The organism is Rathayibacter sp. AY1A3 (assembly GCF_002930975.1).
GTDB lineage: Bacteria > Actinomycetota > Actinomycetes > Actinomycetales > Microbacteriaceae > Rathayibacter.
The window spans coordinates 54,117-69,449 of the sequence record NZ_PSTO01000011.1; the positions used below are offsets into that span (position 1 = coordinate 54,117).

Consider the following 15,333-nt stretch of genomic DNA (forward strand, 5'->3'; position numbering starts at 1 on the left):
CTGCGGAGTTCCTCCGCTCCGGGCACGATCTTCGCACGATGGGGGCAGAGCCGGTGCAGGATCGGCGCCCACCGCCCGCCCCGCGGGCCGCAGCGAAGGAGCCGCCGTGCGCGTCGGGATCCCCACCGAGATCAAGAACAACGAGAACCGGGTCGCCGCCACTCCGGCCGGCGTCCACGAGCTGGTGCGCCGCGGCCACGAGGTCCTCGTCGAGGCCGGCGCGGGCCTGGGCTCGCGCGTGTCGGACGACGACTTCCGCCGCGCCGGCGCCCTCGTCGTCGACGGGCCCGACGAGGTCTGGGGCGAGTCCGAGCTGGTCCTCAAGGTCAAGGAGCCGATCGAGGCCGAGTACCCGCGGATGCGCCGCGACCAGGTGCTCTTCACCTACCTCCACCTCGCCGCCTCCCGCCCGTGCACCGATGCGCTGCTCGCGGCGGGGACGACCTCCATCGCCTACGAGACGGTCCAGCTGGACGACCGGCGGCTGCCGCTGCTCTCGCCGATGAGCGAGGTCGCCGGGCGCCTGTCGATAACGGTCGGCGCCTACCATCTCATGAGCGCCGTCGGCGGACGGGGCACGCTGCTCGGCGGGGTCCCCGGCACTCCGAAGGCGAGGGTCGTCGTGATCGGCGGCGGCACGGCCGGCGAGCACGCCGCGGCCAACGCCCTCGGCATGGGGGCCGACGTCACGATCGTCGACCTCTCGCTCCCCCGCCTCGCGCAGCTCGAGAACCGCTTCCAGGGCGCGATCCAGACCCGCGCCTCCTCGGCCTACGAGATCGCCGCGCAGCTGGCCGACGCCGACCTCGTGATCGGATCCGTCCTCATCCCGGGCGCCAAGGCGCCCAAGCTGGTGACCGACGAGATGGTCGCCACGATGAAGCCGGGCTCGGTGCTGGTCGACATCGCGATCGACCAGGGCGGCTGCTTCGAGGGCTCGCGTCCGACCACGCACGACGACCCGGTGTTCCCCGTGCACCGGAGCGTCTACTACTGCGTCGCGAACATGCCCGGCGCCGTTCCCGAGACCTCGACCCGCGCGCTCACCAACGCGACGCTCCCCTACGCGCTCGCGCTGGCCGACCGCGGGTGGCGGGCCGCCCTGGCCGCCGACCCGGCGCTCGCCCGCGGCCTGAGCACCCACGACGGCCGGGTGACGAACGCCGCCGTCGCCGCGGCCTTCGACCTCCCGGCCGTGCCGGTGGAGGCGCTGCTGGGCTAGGCGCCCGCGGGGGCGAGGCCGAGCCCTCCGAGGATCTCGGCGATCTCCTCCTCCGGAGCGCCGCCCACGTCGACCGTGACGTGGAGCTCGTCGTCGCCGAGGGGCTCGAGCGCCTCGAACTGCGAGTCGAGCAGCGTGGTCGGCATGAAGTGGCCGACCCGCGAGGCGAGCCGCCCGGCGATACGGTCCCTCGATCCCGCGAGGTGCGCGAAGACGAGGTCGTCGCGGCGCAGGACGTCGCGGTAGCGGCGGCGCAGGGCAGAGCAGGTCACGACGACCGAGCCGCCCGCGGCGATCCGCTGGTCCACCACGCGGGCGATCTCGGCCAGCCAGGGCGCCCGGTCCTCGTCGGTCAGCGGGATGCCGGCGTGCATCTTGTCGACATTCGCCTGCGGGTGCAGGTCGTCCCCCTCGAGGAACTCCCAGCCCAGTCGGCGCGCCAGGAGCGACGCGACGGTCGACTTGCCGCTGCCGGAGACGCCCATGACGACGACGGCGCGGACGGGGACGGTGGGAAGAGCGGTCATCAGATACCTCCTACGAAGAGACCGATCAGGAGGACCCCGGCGAGCCCGGTCACCGAGACCAGGCACTCCATCACGGTCCAGGTCTTGAGCGTCTGGCCGATGCTGAGCCCGAGGTACTCCTTCACCAGCCAGAACCCGGCGTCGTTGACGTGCGACAGGAACACCGAGCCGGCGCCGATCGCGAGCACCATGAGGGCGACCATCGGCCCGTCCATGGTCTCGGTCAGCGGCTGGAGGATCCCTGCGGCGGTCACGGTGGCGACGGTCGCGGAGCCGGTGGCGACGCGGATCACGACGGCCACGAGCCAGGCGAGCAGCAGCGCCGAGGCGCCGCTCCCCTCCGCGAGCTGGGCGACCACCCCGCCGATCCCGGTGTCGACGAGGACCTGCTTGAAACCGCCGCCCGCGCCGACGATGAGCAGGATGCCCGCGATCGGCGGCAGCGAGCTCGAGAGCGAGGCCTGCAGCTCGGTGCGGTTCATCCGGCCGCCGCGGCCGAGCAGGACCAGACCGGCCAGGAGCGCGATCCCCAGCGCGATGGTCGGCGTGCCGAGGAAGTCGAGGGCCCCCTTCCAGGCGTCCGTGGAGCCCGGGGCCGCGATGTCGGCGATCGCCTTGCCCAGCATCAGCACGACCGGCAGCAGGATGCTCGCGACGGCGGCGGCGAAGCCCGGGCGGTGCTCGCGCGTCTCGCCCGCGCCCTCGCCGAAGAGCGGCGGCGTCTCCACCGGCGCCCAGCGGGCGGCGACCCGGCCGAAGAGCGGGCCGGCGACGACGACGGTGGGGATCGCGACCAGGACGCCGAACGCGAGGGTCACGCCGAGGTTCGCGCCGAGCGCGTCGATCGCGACCAGCGGTCCGGGGTGGGGCGGGACGAGGCCGTGCATCACCGAGAGGCCGGCGAGCGTCGGGATCGCCACCTTCATCAGCGGCAGACCGCTCCGGCGGGCGACCAGGATCACGACCGGGATCAGCAGCACGAGCCCGACCTCGAAGAACATCGGCAGCCCGATCAGCGCGCCGACGAAGCCCATCATCCAGGGCAGCGCGCGAGTGCTCGAGCGGGCGATGAGGGTGTCCACGATGCGGTCCGCGCCGCCCGAGTCGGCGAGGAGCTTGCCGTACATCGCGCCGAGGCCGATGAGGATGCCGACGCCGCCCATGGTGTTGCCGAACCCCAGCGCGAAGCTGGCGACCGCGTCCGCCGCCGCCAGCCCCGCGATCAGGCCCGTCGTCAGCGCTCCGATCAGCAGGGAGACGAAGGGGTGCAGCTTCAGCCAGGTGATCAGCACGACGATCACGGCGATGCCGACGACGGCGGCGAGGATCAGCTGCCCCTGCCCGGCGGTGGTGGCCGGCGCGTCCCCGGCGGCGGCGCGGAGGGCGGGGAGGAGGGTCGGTGTCATGAGCGTCCTTGGTCGAGCCGACGGCCAGCGGCCGGCTTTTGTCCGACATAACCTGCGTGTGTCCCGATCATGCCCGAAGATCGGCCGGGGCGCGACTCCGGCGATGGCAGGATGACCGCATGCCCGCGCCGACGCCCTCGCTGCACCACTCGGTGCTGGACGAGCTCGGCTCGCAGATCGTGCGCGGCGAGCTCGCGCCGGGCACCACCTTCAGCGCCGACGAGCGTGCGGAGCGGCGCGGGGTCTCCCGCTCGGTGATGCGGGAGGCGGTGCGCGTCCTCGAGACGCTCGGGCTCGTGACGTCCCGCCGCCGCGCGGGGACGCGGGTCCAGCCTCCGGAGTGCTGGAACGCCCTGGACACGCGGGTCGTCGCATGGGGACTGGACGGCCCGGACCGGCGGCGCCAGCTGCACCAGCTCAGCGAGCTCCGCCTCGGGGTGGAGCCGCTCGCGGCCCGGCTCGCCGCGGCGAACGCGACCGAGGAGCAGCGGCGGACGCTCACGGAGGCGGGCGACGCCCTCTCCACCCACTCCCGCGCAGCCGACCAGTCCGCCTACCTCGCCGCCGACACCGCCTTCCACCGCTCCCTCCTGGCCGCGTCCGGCAACCGGATGCTCGCGCAGCTGGGCGATCTGGTCGCCGAGGTCCTCGCCGGCCGCACCCGCAATGCGCTCATGCCGCGCGAGGCCGACTCCACCGCGGTGCGGCTGCACCGGGCGGTGGCCGCCGCCGTCGCCTCGGGCGACGCGGACGCTGCGGAGGCCGCGATGCGGGCGATCGTCGAGGAGTCGGACCGGGCGGTGCAGGAGAGCTGACGGGGTTGCACGCCCGCAGCGCCGCGCGCACAGTGGAGCGCATGGTCGAGGGATACACGTCCGCGCAGGTGCGGGCCGCCGAGGCTCCGCACCTGGCCCGGCGGGAGCCGCTGATGCAGCGCGCCGCCGACGGCCTCGCCCGCGAGCTGCGTCTCGTGCTCGCCGGGCGCTCCGACCGCTCCCGTCCGGCCTCGGTGCTCGTCCTGGTCGGTCCGGGCGACAACGGCGGTGACGCGCTCTACGCGGCCGCCGAGCTCTCCTCCTCCGGAACCGACGTCGTCCTCGTCCTCACGGCCGAGCGGGTGCACCGCCGGGGCCTCGCCGTGGCGCTCGACGAGGGCTGCGGGCAGGTGCCGGCCGACGACGCGCCCGGCCTCGCCGCGGCGGTGGCGCGGGCGGATGTCCTGGTCGACGGGATCCTCGGCATCGGAGCGACGGAGCCCGCGCTGCGGGGACGGCCGCGCGTCGTCGTCGAGGCGGTGCTCGACGCGCTGGAGCGGCGGGCCGAGCGCCCGGTGGTCGTCGCGGTCGACCTGCCGAGCGGCGTCCATCCCGACGACGGGTCGGTCCCCGATCCCACCGTGCTGCGCGCCGATGTGACGGTCACCTTCGGCGCGATCAAGGCCGGTCTGCTGCTGCCTCCGGGCGACTCCTACGCGGGCCGTCTGCGCCTGGTCGACATCGGCCTCGGCCCGGACCTGGCCGGAGTGGAGCCCGCGGTCCGCGAGTGAGTGAGCGGCTCAGGAGGGAGCGAGGAGGTGCGCCTTCTCGGGGTGCTGCTCGAACCACTGTCCGACGTACCAGCACATCGGCACGACGCTCCGCCCGCCGGCGGCCTCGATGTCGTCGACGGCGAAGGAGACCAGCTCCCCTGCGAGCCCGCGGCCTCGGAAGGGCGGGGTCGTGAAGGAGCGGACGAGGGAGACGCTGCCGGGCGCCTCGCGGTAGTCGAGGACGCCCACCAGGGCGCCGTCGAGGTGGAGCTCGTAGCGCGACGCGTCGTCCGCCCGGCGGAAGTCCTTGGCCATGCCTCCAGAGTAGGACGGCCCGGACGGATCAGGCCTCGTCGCCGAGCATCTCGCCGTCGACGTAGAGCCAGCGACCGTCCTCGCGCAGGAAGCGGCTGCGCTCGTGCACGAGGCCGGGGCCGGCGGGCGAGCGGTAGGAGGCGCGGAACTCGACCAGGCCCTCCTCGTCGCCCTCCCCGCCGAACGAGGTGTCGACGATCTGGAGCCGGCGCCACTGGACGTCGGGATCGAGGTCGATGCGGCGCGGCCGGGTCGAGGGGTGCCAGCTCGCGAGCAGGTAGGGAGCGCTGCCGAGGACGTTCGCGCTGTAGCGGCTGCGCATCAGGCGCTCCGCCGTCGGCGAGGGCTCCTCGCCGAGGTGGGCGGGGCGGCAGCAGTCGGCGTAGTGGCGGCGGCTTCCGCAGGGGCAGGAGTCGGCGGGATGCATCCGGCCAGTGTGGCAGGCGATGCGACGCCCCCGGCCCGCCGAGGCTCCGGCGAGCGCCGCGACTCCCCGGACCGTCCAGGTGTGCATCCCCTCCACATCCGCTCCGCCGCCTTGAGGGTGCCGCCGGATCCCGGCAACGTGGCCCCCTCATCGACCACGGACGGAAGGAACGACCCGATGCTCACGCTCACCGACAACGCCAGCACCGTCGTCAAGACCATCACCGGGCAGACCGAGACCCCCGTCGAGGGAGGCCTGCGCATCAGCGGCACCGATCTCGACGCCCGCAACTTCGCTGTCGCGGTCGCCGCGGCCCCCGAGACGACGGACGCCGTCGTGGAGCAGGACGGAGCGCGCGTGATCCTCGACGTCGCCGCCTCCGTCGCTCTCGGCGACAAGGTCCTCGACGCGCAGGTGGACGAGGGCGGCTCCGTCAGCTTCGGGATCGCTCCGCAGGGCTGACCCCGTCGACCCGGAGGCCGCCCCCACCGCAGTGCGGGAGGGCGGCCTCCGTCGTCCCCGGGATCAGGAGAGGACGTCGCGGGTGGTGAAGCGGCCGATCGCGAGCGACCCGAACACGGCGACGTAGGCGAGCTGGAGCAGCGCGTTCTCGCCGAAGGAGCTCCACGCGATCGGGTCGCGCAGGAGGTCGGCGAAGTCGAACCACCGGTCCGTCAGCAGGAACGGGTGGAGGGCGTCCAGCTGCGAGAGCGAGCCGACGATCTGCGCCGCGATGGAGACGACGACGGTGGCCGCCATGGCGCCGACCGGCACATCGGTCAGTGTCGAGATGAAGAGGCCGATCGCCGAGAGCCCGACGAGCGAGAGCGCCGCGTACACGGCGATCGCCAGGGCCCGGCCGATCGCGTCGCCGAGCGGGACGGTGCTGCCGGAGAGGAGCGTCACCGGTCCCGCCGGGAAGAGCGCCAGGCCGATCAGGATCCCGACCACCATGACGGTGAGTGCTGCGGCGAGGCAGAAGGCGAGGGAGGCGGCGAACTTCACCGCGAGCAGCCGCACGCGGCCGACGGGGCTGACCAGCAGGTAGCGCAGCGTCCCGAGCGAGGCCTCGCCCGCGATCGCGTCGCCGGCGACGACCCCGACCGTGAGCGGGAGGAACAGCGGGACGGCGACCGTGATGGCCGCGAAGCCGGTGAAGAGGCCGTTGCCGGCGATCGCTCCCACGAAGGACGGCCCGCCTCCGTCCCCGCCCGAGAGCCGCACCGCGACGGCGAGCAGGATCGGGATGGCGGCCAGGGCCGCGAGCAGCGCCCAGGTGCGGCGCCGACGGAAGAGCAGGGCGAGCTCGGAGGCGAGCAGGGACCCGATCCCTGCGCGGCGGACGGTCGCGTCAGCGCTCGACATCGAAGCCCTCCCCGGTCAGCTCGACGAAGCGCTCCTCGAGCGAGGGGCGGCGGACGGCGAACCCGCGGACGCGGACGTCGGCCCGCACGAGGTCGGCGACCAGCGTCTCGGCCTCGAGCCCGGGCGGCAGTGCGGCGACGACCAGCGGCGGATCGGCGGGGTGCGGGCCCGGCGCGGTGCGCGGCTCCAGACCCCGGGTGTGCAGGGCCACGATCGCGCGCTCGCGGTCGGGCGTCAGCAGCTCGACCGAGGCGGCGTCCCCGCGCAGCTCGTCGAGCCCGCCCTGGGCGACGAGGCGCCCGGTGCGCATGACGGCGGCGTGGGTGCAGAGCTGCTCGATCTCGGCGAGGAGGTGGCTGGAGACGAGGACGGTCGTGCCGTCCTGGTTCAGTCCGCGCACGAGAGCGCGGACCTCGCGGGTGCCCTGCGGATCGAGGCCGTTCGTGGGCTCGTCCAGCACGATCAGGTCGCGCGGCGAGAGCAGGGCGACCGCGATGCCGAGCCGCTGCTTCATGCCCAGGGAGTAGGAGCCGACCTTCTTGCGCGCCGCGGCCGAGAGACCGACGCGGGCGAGGGCCTCCTTCGCACGGGTGTCGCGGGTGCGGGACGAGGTGCCCGCCTCCGCGGCGTCGAAGCGCCGGAGGTTGGCCGCTCCGGAGAGGAACGGGTAGAAGCCCGGCCCCTCGACCAGCGCCCCCACCCGGGGCAGGACCTCGGCCGCGCGCCGGGGCATGGCCTGCCCGAGGACGGTGATGCTGCCCGCGGTCGGCGCGGCGAGGGCGAGCAGCATCCGGATCGTCGTGGTCTTGCCCGAGCCGTTCGGGCCGAGGAAGCCGAAGACGGCGCCGCGGGGAACGGCGAGGTCGAGACCGGAGACCGCCTCCTGGCGCCCGAAGCGCTTGGTGAGGCCCCGCGTCTCGACTGCGAGCTCGCCCGCCGTCACCGAGCGGAGGCCGCGTCGCGGAGCGTCTCGGCCGGGACCGCTCCGGCGAGGACGCGTCCGTCGTCGGTGACGAGGACGGTCAGCAGGGCGGAGGAGAGGATGCGGCCGCCGTCGACCGGCGTGGTGACCGCGTCGAGCGAGGAGAGCGCGTCGGCGTCACCGGCGGGCAGCTCGACGACGCTCGTCCAGCCGGAGCCCGTGGTGACGACGTCGGAGTGCCCGGTGGTGTCCGCGGCGGGCGCGTCGGAGGCGTCCGCCTCGTCGTCGACCGGAGCGGTCTGCTCCGTCACCTCGGCGCCGGCCGGGGGCGTGAAGGAGAAGAGGGACGCGTCGGGCGTCGAGAAGTCAATGCTCGTGTACGCGACGCTGAACGCGGGCGCGGTGCCCCCGCGGGCGGTCATGGCTACCCCGAGCGGGAGGCCCGTCTCGCCGTCGACCGAGACGGTCACGGAGCCCACGAGGGTGCCGCCTGCGCGGGGCGTGAGCACGAGCTCGTACGCGTCGCGCCCGGCGACGCTGACGTCCGAGCCGACCGCGACCGTGGTCGTCGGGTCGATCGCGGCGAGCAGCCGCTCGGCGGCGGACGACGGCGTCACGACCTGATCGCCCGGCGAGGCCTCGGGGGCTCCGCCCGCGGGAGGCACGAGGTGGGTGGCGGTGTTCGCGCTCGAGTCGTAGATCCAGACTCCGTCGGTCGTCGAGGCGACGACGTCGCGCTCGGCCAGCCGGTCGAGCACCTGGAGGCGCGCGCCCTTCTCGGCGTCGACGTACACGCGCGCCTGGTGCGAGCCCGTGGCGAGCTCGACGAGGGAGTCGGCGGGGTCGGCGGACGCCGAGCCGGCCGAGCCGCCGAGCGCCGAGAGGTCGGGCAGGCCGAGGTCCGAGGTCTGCCGGATCTCGCCGGAGAACGCCGTGGCGTCGCTCTCGGCGACGAAGGCGAGGAGGTCGGCGGCGGACTTCTCGGGGAGGTCTCCCGCGGCGCTCGCCGAGAGGGGGAGGGCGACGGCCGCGGCGACGACGACCGCGGGGACGACGGCGACGGGCGTCCAGCGCTTCCAGTCAATGCTCATGCCGGGAACGCTACGCCTCGAACCTCCGCGGCGGGCCCGGAACGTGCCGGTCCACAGCCTTCCGGAAGGGGGTGCGGTCGGAGACCGCGGCCGGGATGATCAGGGCATGGACCTCCCGTTCGCGCTCCCCCTCGCCCCGATGCTCGCCAAGGCCGTTCCGGCGGTGCCGGAGCAGACCGCCGTCGCGGGCGGATACTCCTACGAGCCGAAGTGGGACGGGTTCCGCGCGATCGTCTCGGTCTCCGGCGGGGAGTGCGAGATCGGGAGCCGCGGCTCCAAGCCGCTGACCCGGTACTTCCCCGAGCTCGTCGAGGCCTTCCTCCGGCTGCTCCCCGACGGCTGCGTGCTCGACGGCGAGATCGTCCTGGCGACCGGCGAGCCGGGAGCGCAGCGGCTCGACTGGGACCTGCTCTCGCAGCGCATCCATCCGGCCGCGAGCCGCGTGAGGATGCTGGCGGAGACCACCCCGGCGATGCTCGTCGCCTTCGACCTGCTCGCCGTGGACGGGCGCAGCGTGCTCGAGGAGCCGTACTCGGCGCGGCGGGAGGCGCTCGCCGCGGTGATGGCCGGCGTCCCGCATCCGCTGCACCTCGGCCGCGCCACCGACGACGAGGCCCTGGCGCGCGACTGGCTGGAGCGCTTCGAGGGCGCAGGACTGGACGGCGTCGTGGCGAAGCCCCTGGCCGCGCCCTACTCCCCCGGGAAGCGCGCCGTGCTCAAGGTCAAGCACCACCGCACGGCCGACGTGATCGCGATCGGGTACCGCGAGCACGCCTCCAAGCCGGGCGTGGGCTCGATCCTGCTCGGCCTGCACGGCGACGACGGAGAGGTCCGCCAGGTCGGCGGGGCCTCGGCCTTCAGCGACGAGCGTCGCGTGCAGCTGCTGGAGGAGCTCGCACCCGCGGTCGAGCGCGACGCGGGGGGAGCGCCGGTGCGCGGCGAGGGCGAGCGGAGCCGGTTCTCGAGCGGCCGCGACACCTCCTTCGTGCGCCTGCGTCCCGAGCTCGTGCTCGAGGTCCGCTACGACCAGCGCGAGGGCGACCGCTTCCGGCACACCGTGCAGTTCGAGCGCTGGCGCCCGGACCGCGACGCCGCCTCCTGCACCATGGAGCAGCTGGAGCAGCCGACCGCGTACGACCTCGGCGACGTCCTCGGCTAGGCCTTCTTCGCGCGGCTGGGCTGCACGCGGGGCGGCTCGCCCGGCATCTTGGGGAAGTCGGGCGGGAACGGCAGCTCGCCGAGGCCGGCGGCGACATCGCGCTCCCACCAGCCGAGCAGGGCGTCGAGGCGGCCGGGGGCGTCGTGCATCCGGGCCCACGGATCACCGCGCTCGGCGAGGCGCGCCGGGACCGTGCGGATCGTGAAGGCCCGCGGGTCGACGCCGTCGAGCTCGTCCCAGTCCAGCGGAGTGGAGACGGGAGCGTGCGCGAGCGGCCGCGGGCTGTAGGCACCGGCGATCGTCCGGTCGCGGTTGGCCTGGTTGAAGTCGACGAAGATCCGCTCGCCGCGCTCCTCCTTCCACCACGCCGTCGTGACCTGCTCGGGCATCCGCCGCTCCAGCTCGCGCGCCGCGGCGATCACCGCGTGGCGGACGTCGAGGAACTCGTGCTCGGCGACGATCGGCGCGAAGACGTGCAGGCCGCGGTTGCCGGACGTCTTCACGAACGGGTCGAGGCCGGCCTCCCGCAGGACCTCCCGCAGCGCGTGCGCGGCGACGACCGCGTCGGCGACGTCGGTGCCGGGCTGCGGGTCGAGGTCGATCCGGAGCTGGTCGGGCAGGTCGGGCGCATCGGCGCGGGACGCCCACGGGTGGAAGACGACGGTGTTCATCTGCGCCGCCCAGACGGCGGCCGCGGGCTCGTCGATCACGAGCTGCGGATGCACCCGCCCGCTCGGGTACGTCACCGGGACGGACCGGACGTACTCGGGCGCGCCCTTGGGCGGGTTCTTCGAGAAGAACTGCTCGCCCTCGATCCCAGAGGAGAACCGCTGCAGCGAGACGGGGCGGCCGCCGTTCGCCGCGACGAACGGCTCGCCGACGGCGATCAGGTACTCCGCGACCTCGCGCTTGGTGATGCCCGGCTCCGGGAAGAGCACTCGCTCGGGGCTCGAGATCCGCACCTCCCGGTCGCCGTGCGGTCCGGGGACGGTGAGGACGACGGCGTCGCTGCTGGGCATCTGCTGAGGCTAGCCCGCGGCGCCGCCCGGCGACAGGGGTCCGCCGGGGCGCCGCCGCAGCCGGATCGGGCCCTTCGCCCGCGAGGGGTCGACGACCTGTCCGCCCTGCACGATGTCGATCTCGCCCCGGTCGACCAGGCGGCGCGCGGCCCGGCGCACGGGCTCCATCAGCGGCCGCCACTCCTCGCCGCCGACCCGGCGCGCGACCTCGGACGGGCACGCCGTCGACGACGCCGCTCGCGCGAGCAGGACGGTGCGGATCTCCTCCTCGAGCCGCGCCTCCTCCGGTCCGACTCCGCGACGGCGGCAGGCGTCCGAGCAGTAGCGGACGTCCTCCCAGTCCCGTGCCCACTTCGCGCGCCACTCGATCTCGCGACCGCAGGAGGCGCAGGTCTTGCTCTCGGGATGCGCGGTGGACGTGCGCTGACGGTGGGCCATGCCCTCGAGTCTGCGCGCAGACCGCGGCCGCGGCGACGGGTTGCGCTGAGGGCGAGCGACGGGCGCGCGGAGGCCGGCGCCGACGACGGGCACCCGATCCGGCGTGATCGGGAACAGGGAGCGGCGGATCGGCGTTCCCCGAGGTGGCGGCGTCATACTCCGCAATGGGGCGGCCCTCCCCCGGCCGGTGCGCCAGTCTGGAGGAGCCGTGCTGCGGCGCGACGGCGGGCAACCACCCCGTGCCGCACCCTCGATCGATCAGGAGTCTCCGATGAGCCGCGAGAACCTCGCCACCACCCCGGACCGCGAGCCGGAGCACCGCGCCTTCGCCGGACTCTCCCCAGAGGACTTCAAGCTCGCGTTCCGCAACCACGCCGCCGGAGTCGCGCTGATCACCGCAGACCCGGGCACCGGCCCGGTCGCCCTGACCGCGACCTCCGTCTTCTCGGTGAGCGCCGAGCCGCCGCTGTTCGTCTTCTCGCTCTCGTCCGCCTCGTCCAGCTCTCCGGCCATCCAGGCGTCCGAGACGCTGGTCGTGCACCTGCTCGGGGCGGAGCAGCTCGACCTGGCGCGTCTGGGCTCGACCAGCGGCATCGACCGCTTCGCCGACACGTCGCTCTGGTCGCGGCTGCCCACGGGCGAGCCGTTCTTCCCGGGCGCCGCCGCCTGGATCCGCGGCACGGTGATCAACCGCATGGAGGCGGGATCGTCCACGATCGTCGCCGTGCACGCCCTCGAGGCCCACGTGCCCGAGGACTCCGAGACCACGGCGCCGCTCGTCTACCACAACCGCACCTGGCACCACCTCGGCGAGCACTCCCGCCTCAGCTGAGCTCCGCGGGCGCTCCGGAGCAGGCGGTTCAGGCCTCCGGGCCGGTCGCCACCGTCCGGCCCGGCGTGCTCGACCACTGCGACCAGGAGCCCGGGTAGAGCGCCGGCGCGAAGCCCGCGAGCGTGAGCGCGACGACGTCGACCGCGGCCGAGACGCCGCTGCCGCAGTACACGCCGACGGGGGCGTGCTCCCGCACGCCGAGCGCCTCGAATCCGGCGCGCAGGTCGGAGGCGGGCCGGAACCGCCCCTCGGAGTCGAGCGCCGCGGACGCCGGAGCGTTCCGAGCGCCGGGGATGTGGCCCGCCCGCGGGTCGATCGGCTCGACCTCGCCGCGGTACCGCTCAGGCGCGCGGGCGTCGAGCAGGACGCCCGCCGAGGGCAGCGCCGCCGCCTCGTCGATGTCCAGCACCGGGAGCCGACCGTAGGCCAGCTCGACGTCGCCCCGCTCGCGCGGGACGTCGCCCGTCTCGAGCTCCCGCCCCGAGCGGATCCAGCCGGCGAGCGACCCGTCGAGCAGGCGGACGTCCTCCACTCCCGTCGCCCGCAGCAGCCACCAGGCCCGCGCGGCCGGGACGCTACGCGCGTCGTCGTACACGACGACGGACCGGCCCCGGCGGAGCCCCCAGCCGCGCGCCGCCTCCTGCAGCACCTCGATCGGAGGCAGCGGGTGGCGCCCCTCCTCCGGCTCGCCGTGGGCGGCCAGCTCGTGATCGAGGTCGACGTGCACCGCGCCGGGCAGGTGGCCCGCGAGGTACTCCGGGCGGCCGTCGGGCCGGTCGAGGCGCCAGCGCACGTCGAGGACGAGCGGCGGCTCGGTGGAGGCCATGAGCTCGGCGAGCTCGTCAGGGGTGACCAGCAGGCTCTCGCGGCTGGAGGGGGTCGTCGGGGTCATGGCGTCCTTCCGATCCGCGTCGTCGGCGGAGTCCTGCCCCAGCATGCCGGGTCACCCGGCGGCGCGGGAGCTCGGGCGGCAGCGGAGCATCAGTGCGCAAGGCGCCTTGTCGATGGTCGTCCGCCGGAGAGCCTCTCGCGCAGGCGGGTCGTCTTCGCCACTCGGTACCCGCGAGCGTGGCCCGGAGGCCTGCAGGGGACCGCTCGGGCCTGAGAGCGGAGGGCGGCGGCTCTCGTCGTCCGAGGACGGCCGAAGGCCCGCCCTCCGGCAGAGCGGGGCGGGCCTTCGTACACGATCGAATGCGATCTCGGAGTGTCAGTACGGGTAGTCCTCGCAGGCGACACCGTTCGGAGGACGGTTCTCGTCGAGTCGGGCGAAGTCGCCGTACCACTGCGCCCAGTACTCCAGGAACGCCTGCGCCTCCTGCTGGCTGCTGAAGTCTCGGCAGTCCCGATCGGCGGGACGCGGGGGCGGATTGCCGCCGGGCGCCGGTGCCGGCGCCGGTGCCGCGGCCTGCGCGCTCGCCCAGAGTGCGCGGCCCTGCGGCGAGTAGATCACCAGATTGCCGTCGTTCTGCATGACCATCCGGGAGCCCGGGCTGCCCGCCGTACCGGACTGCCAGCGCGCTCCGCCGGAGCCCGCGTAGACCACGGCGTTGCCGTCGGACTGCATCTCGAGCCGGTTGCCGCCTCCGGACGTGCCGGCCGCCCAGCGGGCCGAGCCGCGCGAGTAGACGACGAGGTTGCCGTCGCCCTGCATGACCGCCTCGCTCCCTCCGTCTGAGGAGCGCAGCAGCTGTCCGGAGGTGAGCCGGCTCCCGGAGGAGAGGGTATCCCGGACGGCGGGCGCGGGCGGCGCCGGAGGGGTGTCGCTCGCCCACAGCGCGCGGCCCGAGGCGGAGTAGACGACCAGGTTGCCGTCGTTCTGCATCTGCAGGCGGGATCCCGGATTGCCCGCCGTACCCGAGGCCCACAGGGGTCGGCCCGAGGCGGAGGTGACCACGGCGTTGCCGTCCGACTGCATCGAGAGCGTCTCGCCCTCGCCCTGGGTGCCGGCGCCCCATCGGACGTCCCCCCGCGAGTAGACCGCGAGATTGCCGTCGCCCTGCAGGGAGGCGCGCGACCGGCCGTCCGGCGAGGTGAGCTGCTGTCCCCGGCTGAGCCGCGAGCCGGAGGAGAGGACGTCTCGGATCTCGGGCGCGCGCGAGGTCGAGCTCGCCCAGAGCGGCCGTCCGGAGGCGGCGGTGATCACCAGGTTGCCGTCGTTCTGCATCCGCATCCGCGCGCCCGGGTTCCCGGGCGTTCCCGCCTGCCAGCGCACGCCGGACCCGGGGGCCGAGACCACCGCGTTCCCGTCGGTCTGCATCGCGAGGCGGTTGCCCGCTCCGGAGGTGACGGAGCTCCAGCGCGGCGATCCGTCCACGTAGACGACGAGATTGCCGTCGCTCTGCATCGCGGCGCGCGAGCGGCCGTCGGAGGCGGTCAGCTGCTGTCCCGGAGAGAGCTCGCGCCCGCTGTCGAGGACGTCGGCGATCGGCTCCGGCTCGGGCTCCTGCTCATCGGCCGAGGACCAGGCCGTGTCCCCGTTCGGGCGGACGACCACGAGCTGCCCGTCGTCCTGGATGAGGGCGAGCGCGCCCGTCTCTCCCACGGTCCCGGACGCCCAGACGGGCGTGCCGGAGCCGGTCACGACGACGAGGTTGCCGTCCTCCTGCATCCGCACCGTGGTCGCTCCTGTGCCCTGGGTCCTGGTGCTCCAGACGGGGCGGCGCCCGGCGTCGTAGATCACGGCGTTGCCGTCCGCCTGCATCTCGAAGCTCGCGGAGTCTCCGTTCGAGAAGATGCGCTCGCCCGCGTCGAGCGAGTCGCCGCCGAGGAGGGCGTTCGTGTAGGTCTGCGATCCGCGCGCCTCGGCGGGCGGAGTCTCCCCCGGGACGAAGGCGGTCGGAGTCTCGGCGACGGCCTGCGTCGCGAGGGCGGACGGCGCCAGAGCGGCGGAACCGCCCGCGGCGAGCAGGCAGGCGAGGGCCATCGCCGCGAGGCGATGAGGAGGTCGTGGCACGGAGAGCCCTTTCGGAGGCGGCGGCGGCGGAAGCCGGGGTCGAGCGGAGCCTGGCACGCGCTCGCCACGGCCGTCCATCCGGGCCGCGCGGAACCACTCAGCCGGAGCGGGCGATCCGCGCCGGCTGCG

17 protein-coding genes are annotated in these 15,333 nt (G+C 74.6%); 6 read left to right on the forward strand and 11 right to left on the reverse strand.

Going from position 1 to position 15,333, the window contains the following annotated elements; translation table 11 throughout:
• Nucleotides 1-106: 106 nt before the first annotated feature.
• A complete protein-coding gene (gene ald, locus C5C10_RS07310; RefSeq protein WP_104328922.1) occupies nucleotides 107-1,222 on the forward strand; it encodes an alanine dehydrogenase in 1,116 nt (371 codons plus the stop codon).
• Here ald and C5C10_RS07315 read toward each other — a convergent pair.
• Nucleotides 1,219-1,749, reverse strand: a complete 531-nt coding sequence (locus C5C10_RS07315; protein ID WP_104225392.1) for a gluconokinase — start codon at nucleotides 1,747-1,749, stop codon at nucleotides 1,219-1,221. The two genes, ald and C5C10_RS07315, sit on opposite strands and share 4 nt — an antisense overlap.
• Nucleotides 1,749-3,155: a GntP family permease gene (locus tag C5C10_RS07320; RefSeq protein WP_104273301.1), complete on the reverse strand. Its 1,407-nt coding sequence runs from the start codon at nucleotides 3,153-3,155 to the stop codon at nucleotides 1,749-1,751. The genes C5C10_RS07315 and C5C10_RS07320 overlap by 1 nt, the downstream gene beginning before the upstream one ends.
• Before the next feature lie 119 nt (nucleotides 3,156-3,274).
• Between C5C10_RS07320 and C5C10_RS07325 the strand changes: the two genes are divergently transcribed.
• Nucleotides 3,275-3,970 (forward strand): FadR/GntR family transcriptional regulator, encoded by a 696-nt coding sequence (locus C5C10_RS07325; RefSeq protein ID WP_104318946.1) that lies wholly within the window; start codon nucleotides 3,275-3,277, stop codon nucleotides 3,968-3,970.
• 41 nt (nucleotides 3,971-4,011) lie between these two features.
• Nucleotides 4,012-4,701, forward strand: a complete 690-nt coding sequence (locus tag C5C10_RS07330; protein WP_104328923.1) for an NAD(P)H-hydrate epimerase — start codon at nucleotides 4,012-4,014, stop codon at nucleotides 4,699-4,701.
• Nucleotides 4,702-4,710: 9 nt separating this feature from the next.
• Here C5C10_RS07330 and C5C10_RS07335 read toward each other — a convergent pair whose 3' ends face one another.
• Together C5C10_RS07335 and C5C10_RS07340 are read right to left on the reverse strand one after the other, a co-directional pair.
• A complete protein-coding gene (locus C5C10_RS07335) occupies nucleotides 4,711-4,998 on the reverse strand; it encodes a GNAT family N-acetyltransferase (RefSeq protein ID WP_104222554.1) in 288 nt (95 codons plus the stop codon).
• A gap of 28 nt (nucleotides 4,999-5,026) precedes the next feature.
• Nucleotides 5,027-5,425: a YchJ family protein gene (locus tag C5C10_RS07340; protein ID WP_104225449.1), complete on the reverse strand. Its 399-nt coding sequence runs from the start codon at nucleotides 5,423-5,425 to the stop codon at nucleotides 5,027-5,029.
• 177 nt (nucleotides 5,426-5,602) lie between these two features.
• Here C5C10_RS07340 and C5C10_RS07345 point away from each other — a divergent pair, with 177 nt between their 5' ends.
• On the forward strand, nucleotides 5,603-5,887 hold the full coding sequence (locus C5C10_RS07345) for a hypothetical protein (protein ID WP_104328924.1): 285 nt from the start codon (nucleotides 5,603-5,605) through the stop codon (nucleotides 5,885-5,887).
• 63 nt (nucleotides 5,888-5,950) lie between these two features.
• On the opposite strand, the gene C5C10_RS07350 is transcribed toward C5C10_RS07345, so the two are convergent.
• The 3 genes from C5C10_RS07350 to C5C10_RS07360 are packed head-to-tail and all read right to left on the reverse strand — an operon-like array spanning nucleotide 5,951 to nucleotide 8,803.
• Complete coding sequence (locus tag C5C10_RS07350) at nucleotides 5,951-6,790, reverse strand: ABC transporter permease (RefSeq protein ID WP_104250736.1); 840 nt, start codon at nucleotides 6,788-6,790, stop codon at nucleotides 5,951-5,953.
• Entirely contained in the window at nucleotides 6,777-7,733 is a 957-nt protein-coding gene (locus C5C10_RS07355) for an ABC transporter ATP-binding protein (protein ID WP_104238593.1), read from the reverse strand. The genes C5C10_RS07350 and C5C10_RS07355 overlap by 14 nt, the downstream gene beginning before the upstream one ends.
• Nucleotides 7,730-8,803 (reverse strand): DUF2092 domain-containing protein, encoded by a 1,074-nt coding sequence (locus tag C5C10_RS07360; RefSeq protein ID WP_104328925.1) that lies wholly within the window; start codon nucleotides 8,801-8,803, stop codon nucleotides 7,730-7,732. Before C5C10_RS07360 ends, C5C10_RS07355 begins: the two co-directional genes overlap by 4 nt.
• A 106-nt stretch (nucleotides 8,804-8,909) precedes the next feature.
• Between C5C10_RS07360 and C5C10_RS07365 the strand changes: the two genes are divergently transcribed.
• Nucleotides 8,910-9,962, forward strand: coding sequence for an ATP-dependent DNA ligase (locus C5C10_RS07365; RefSeq protein WP_104255474.1), 1,053 nt, complete (start codon nucleotides 8,910-8,912; stop codon nucleotides 9,960-9,962).
• On the opposite strand, the gene ligD is transcribed toward C5C10_RS07365, so the two are convergent.
• Nucleotides 9,959-10,981, reverse strand: a complete 1,023-nt coding sequence (ligD, locus tag C5C10_RS07370) for a non-homologous end-joining DNA ligase (protein WP_181028781.1) — start codon at nucleotides 10,979-10,981, stop codon at nucleotides 9,959-9,961. The two genes, C5C10_RS07365 and ligD, sit on opposite strands and share 4 nt — an antisense overlap.
• A gap of 9 nt (nucleotides 10,982-10,990) precedes the next feature.
• Nucleotides 10,991-11,419, reverse strand: a complete 429-nt coding sequence (locus C5C10_RS07375) for a DUF2256 and DUF3253 domain-containing protein (protein ID WP_104233370.1) — start codon at nucleotides 11,417-11,419, stop codon at nucleotides 10,991-10,993.
• Nucleotides 11,420-11,690: 271 nt separating this feature from the next.
• On the opposite strand from C5C10_RS07375, the gene C5C10_RS07380 reads away from it, so the two are divergent.
• Nucleotides 11,691-12,251, forward strand: a complete 561-nt coding sequence (locus C5C10_RS07380) for a flavin reductase family protein (RefSeq protein ID WP_104222547.1) — start codon at nucleotides 11,691-11,693, stop codon at nucleotides 12,249-12,251.
• A 28-nt stretch (nucleotides 12,252-12,279) separates the two neighbouring features.
• Here the strand turns inward: C5C10_RS07380 and C5C10_RS07385 are convergent, their stop codons facing one another.
• Nucleotides 12,280-13,143 (reverse strand): sulfurtransferase, encoded by an 864-nt coding sequence (locus C5C10_RS07385; RefSeq protein WP_104328939.1) that lies wholly within the window; start codon nucleotides 13,141-13,143, stop codon nucleotides 12,280-12,282.
• Between the two features lie 315 nt (nucleotides 13,144-13,458).
• Nucleotides 13,459-15,174: a hypothetical protein gene (locus tag C5C10_RS07390; protein WP_181073412.1), complete on the reverse strand. Its 1,716-nt coding sequence runs from the start codon at nucleotides 15,172-15,174 to the stop codon at nucleotides 13,459-13,461.
• Nucleotides 15,175-15,333: the final 159 nt, after the last annotated feature.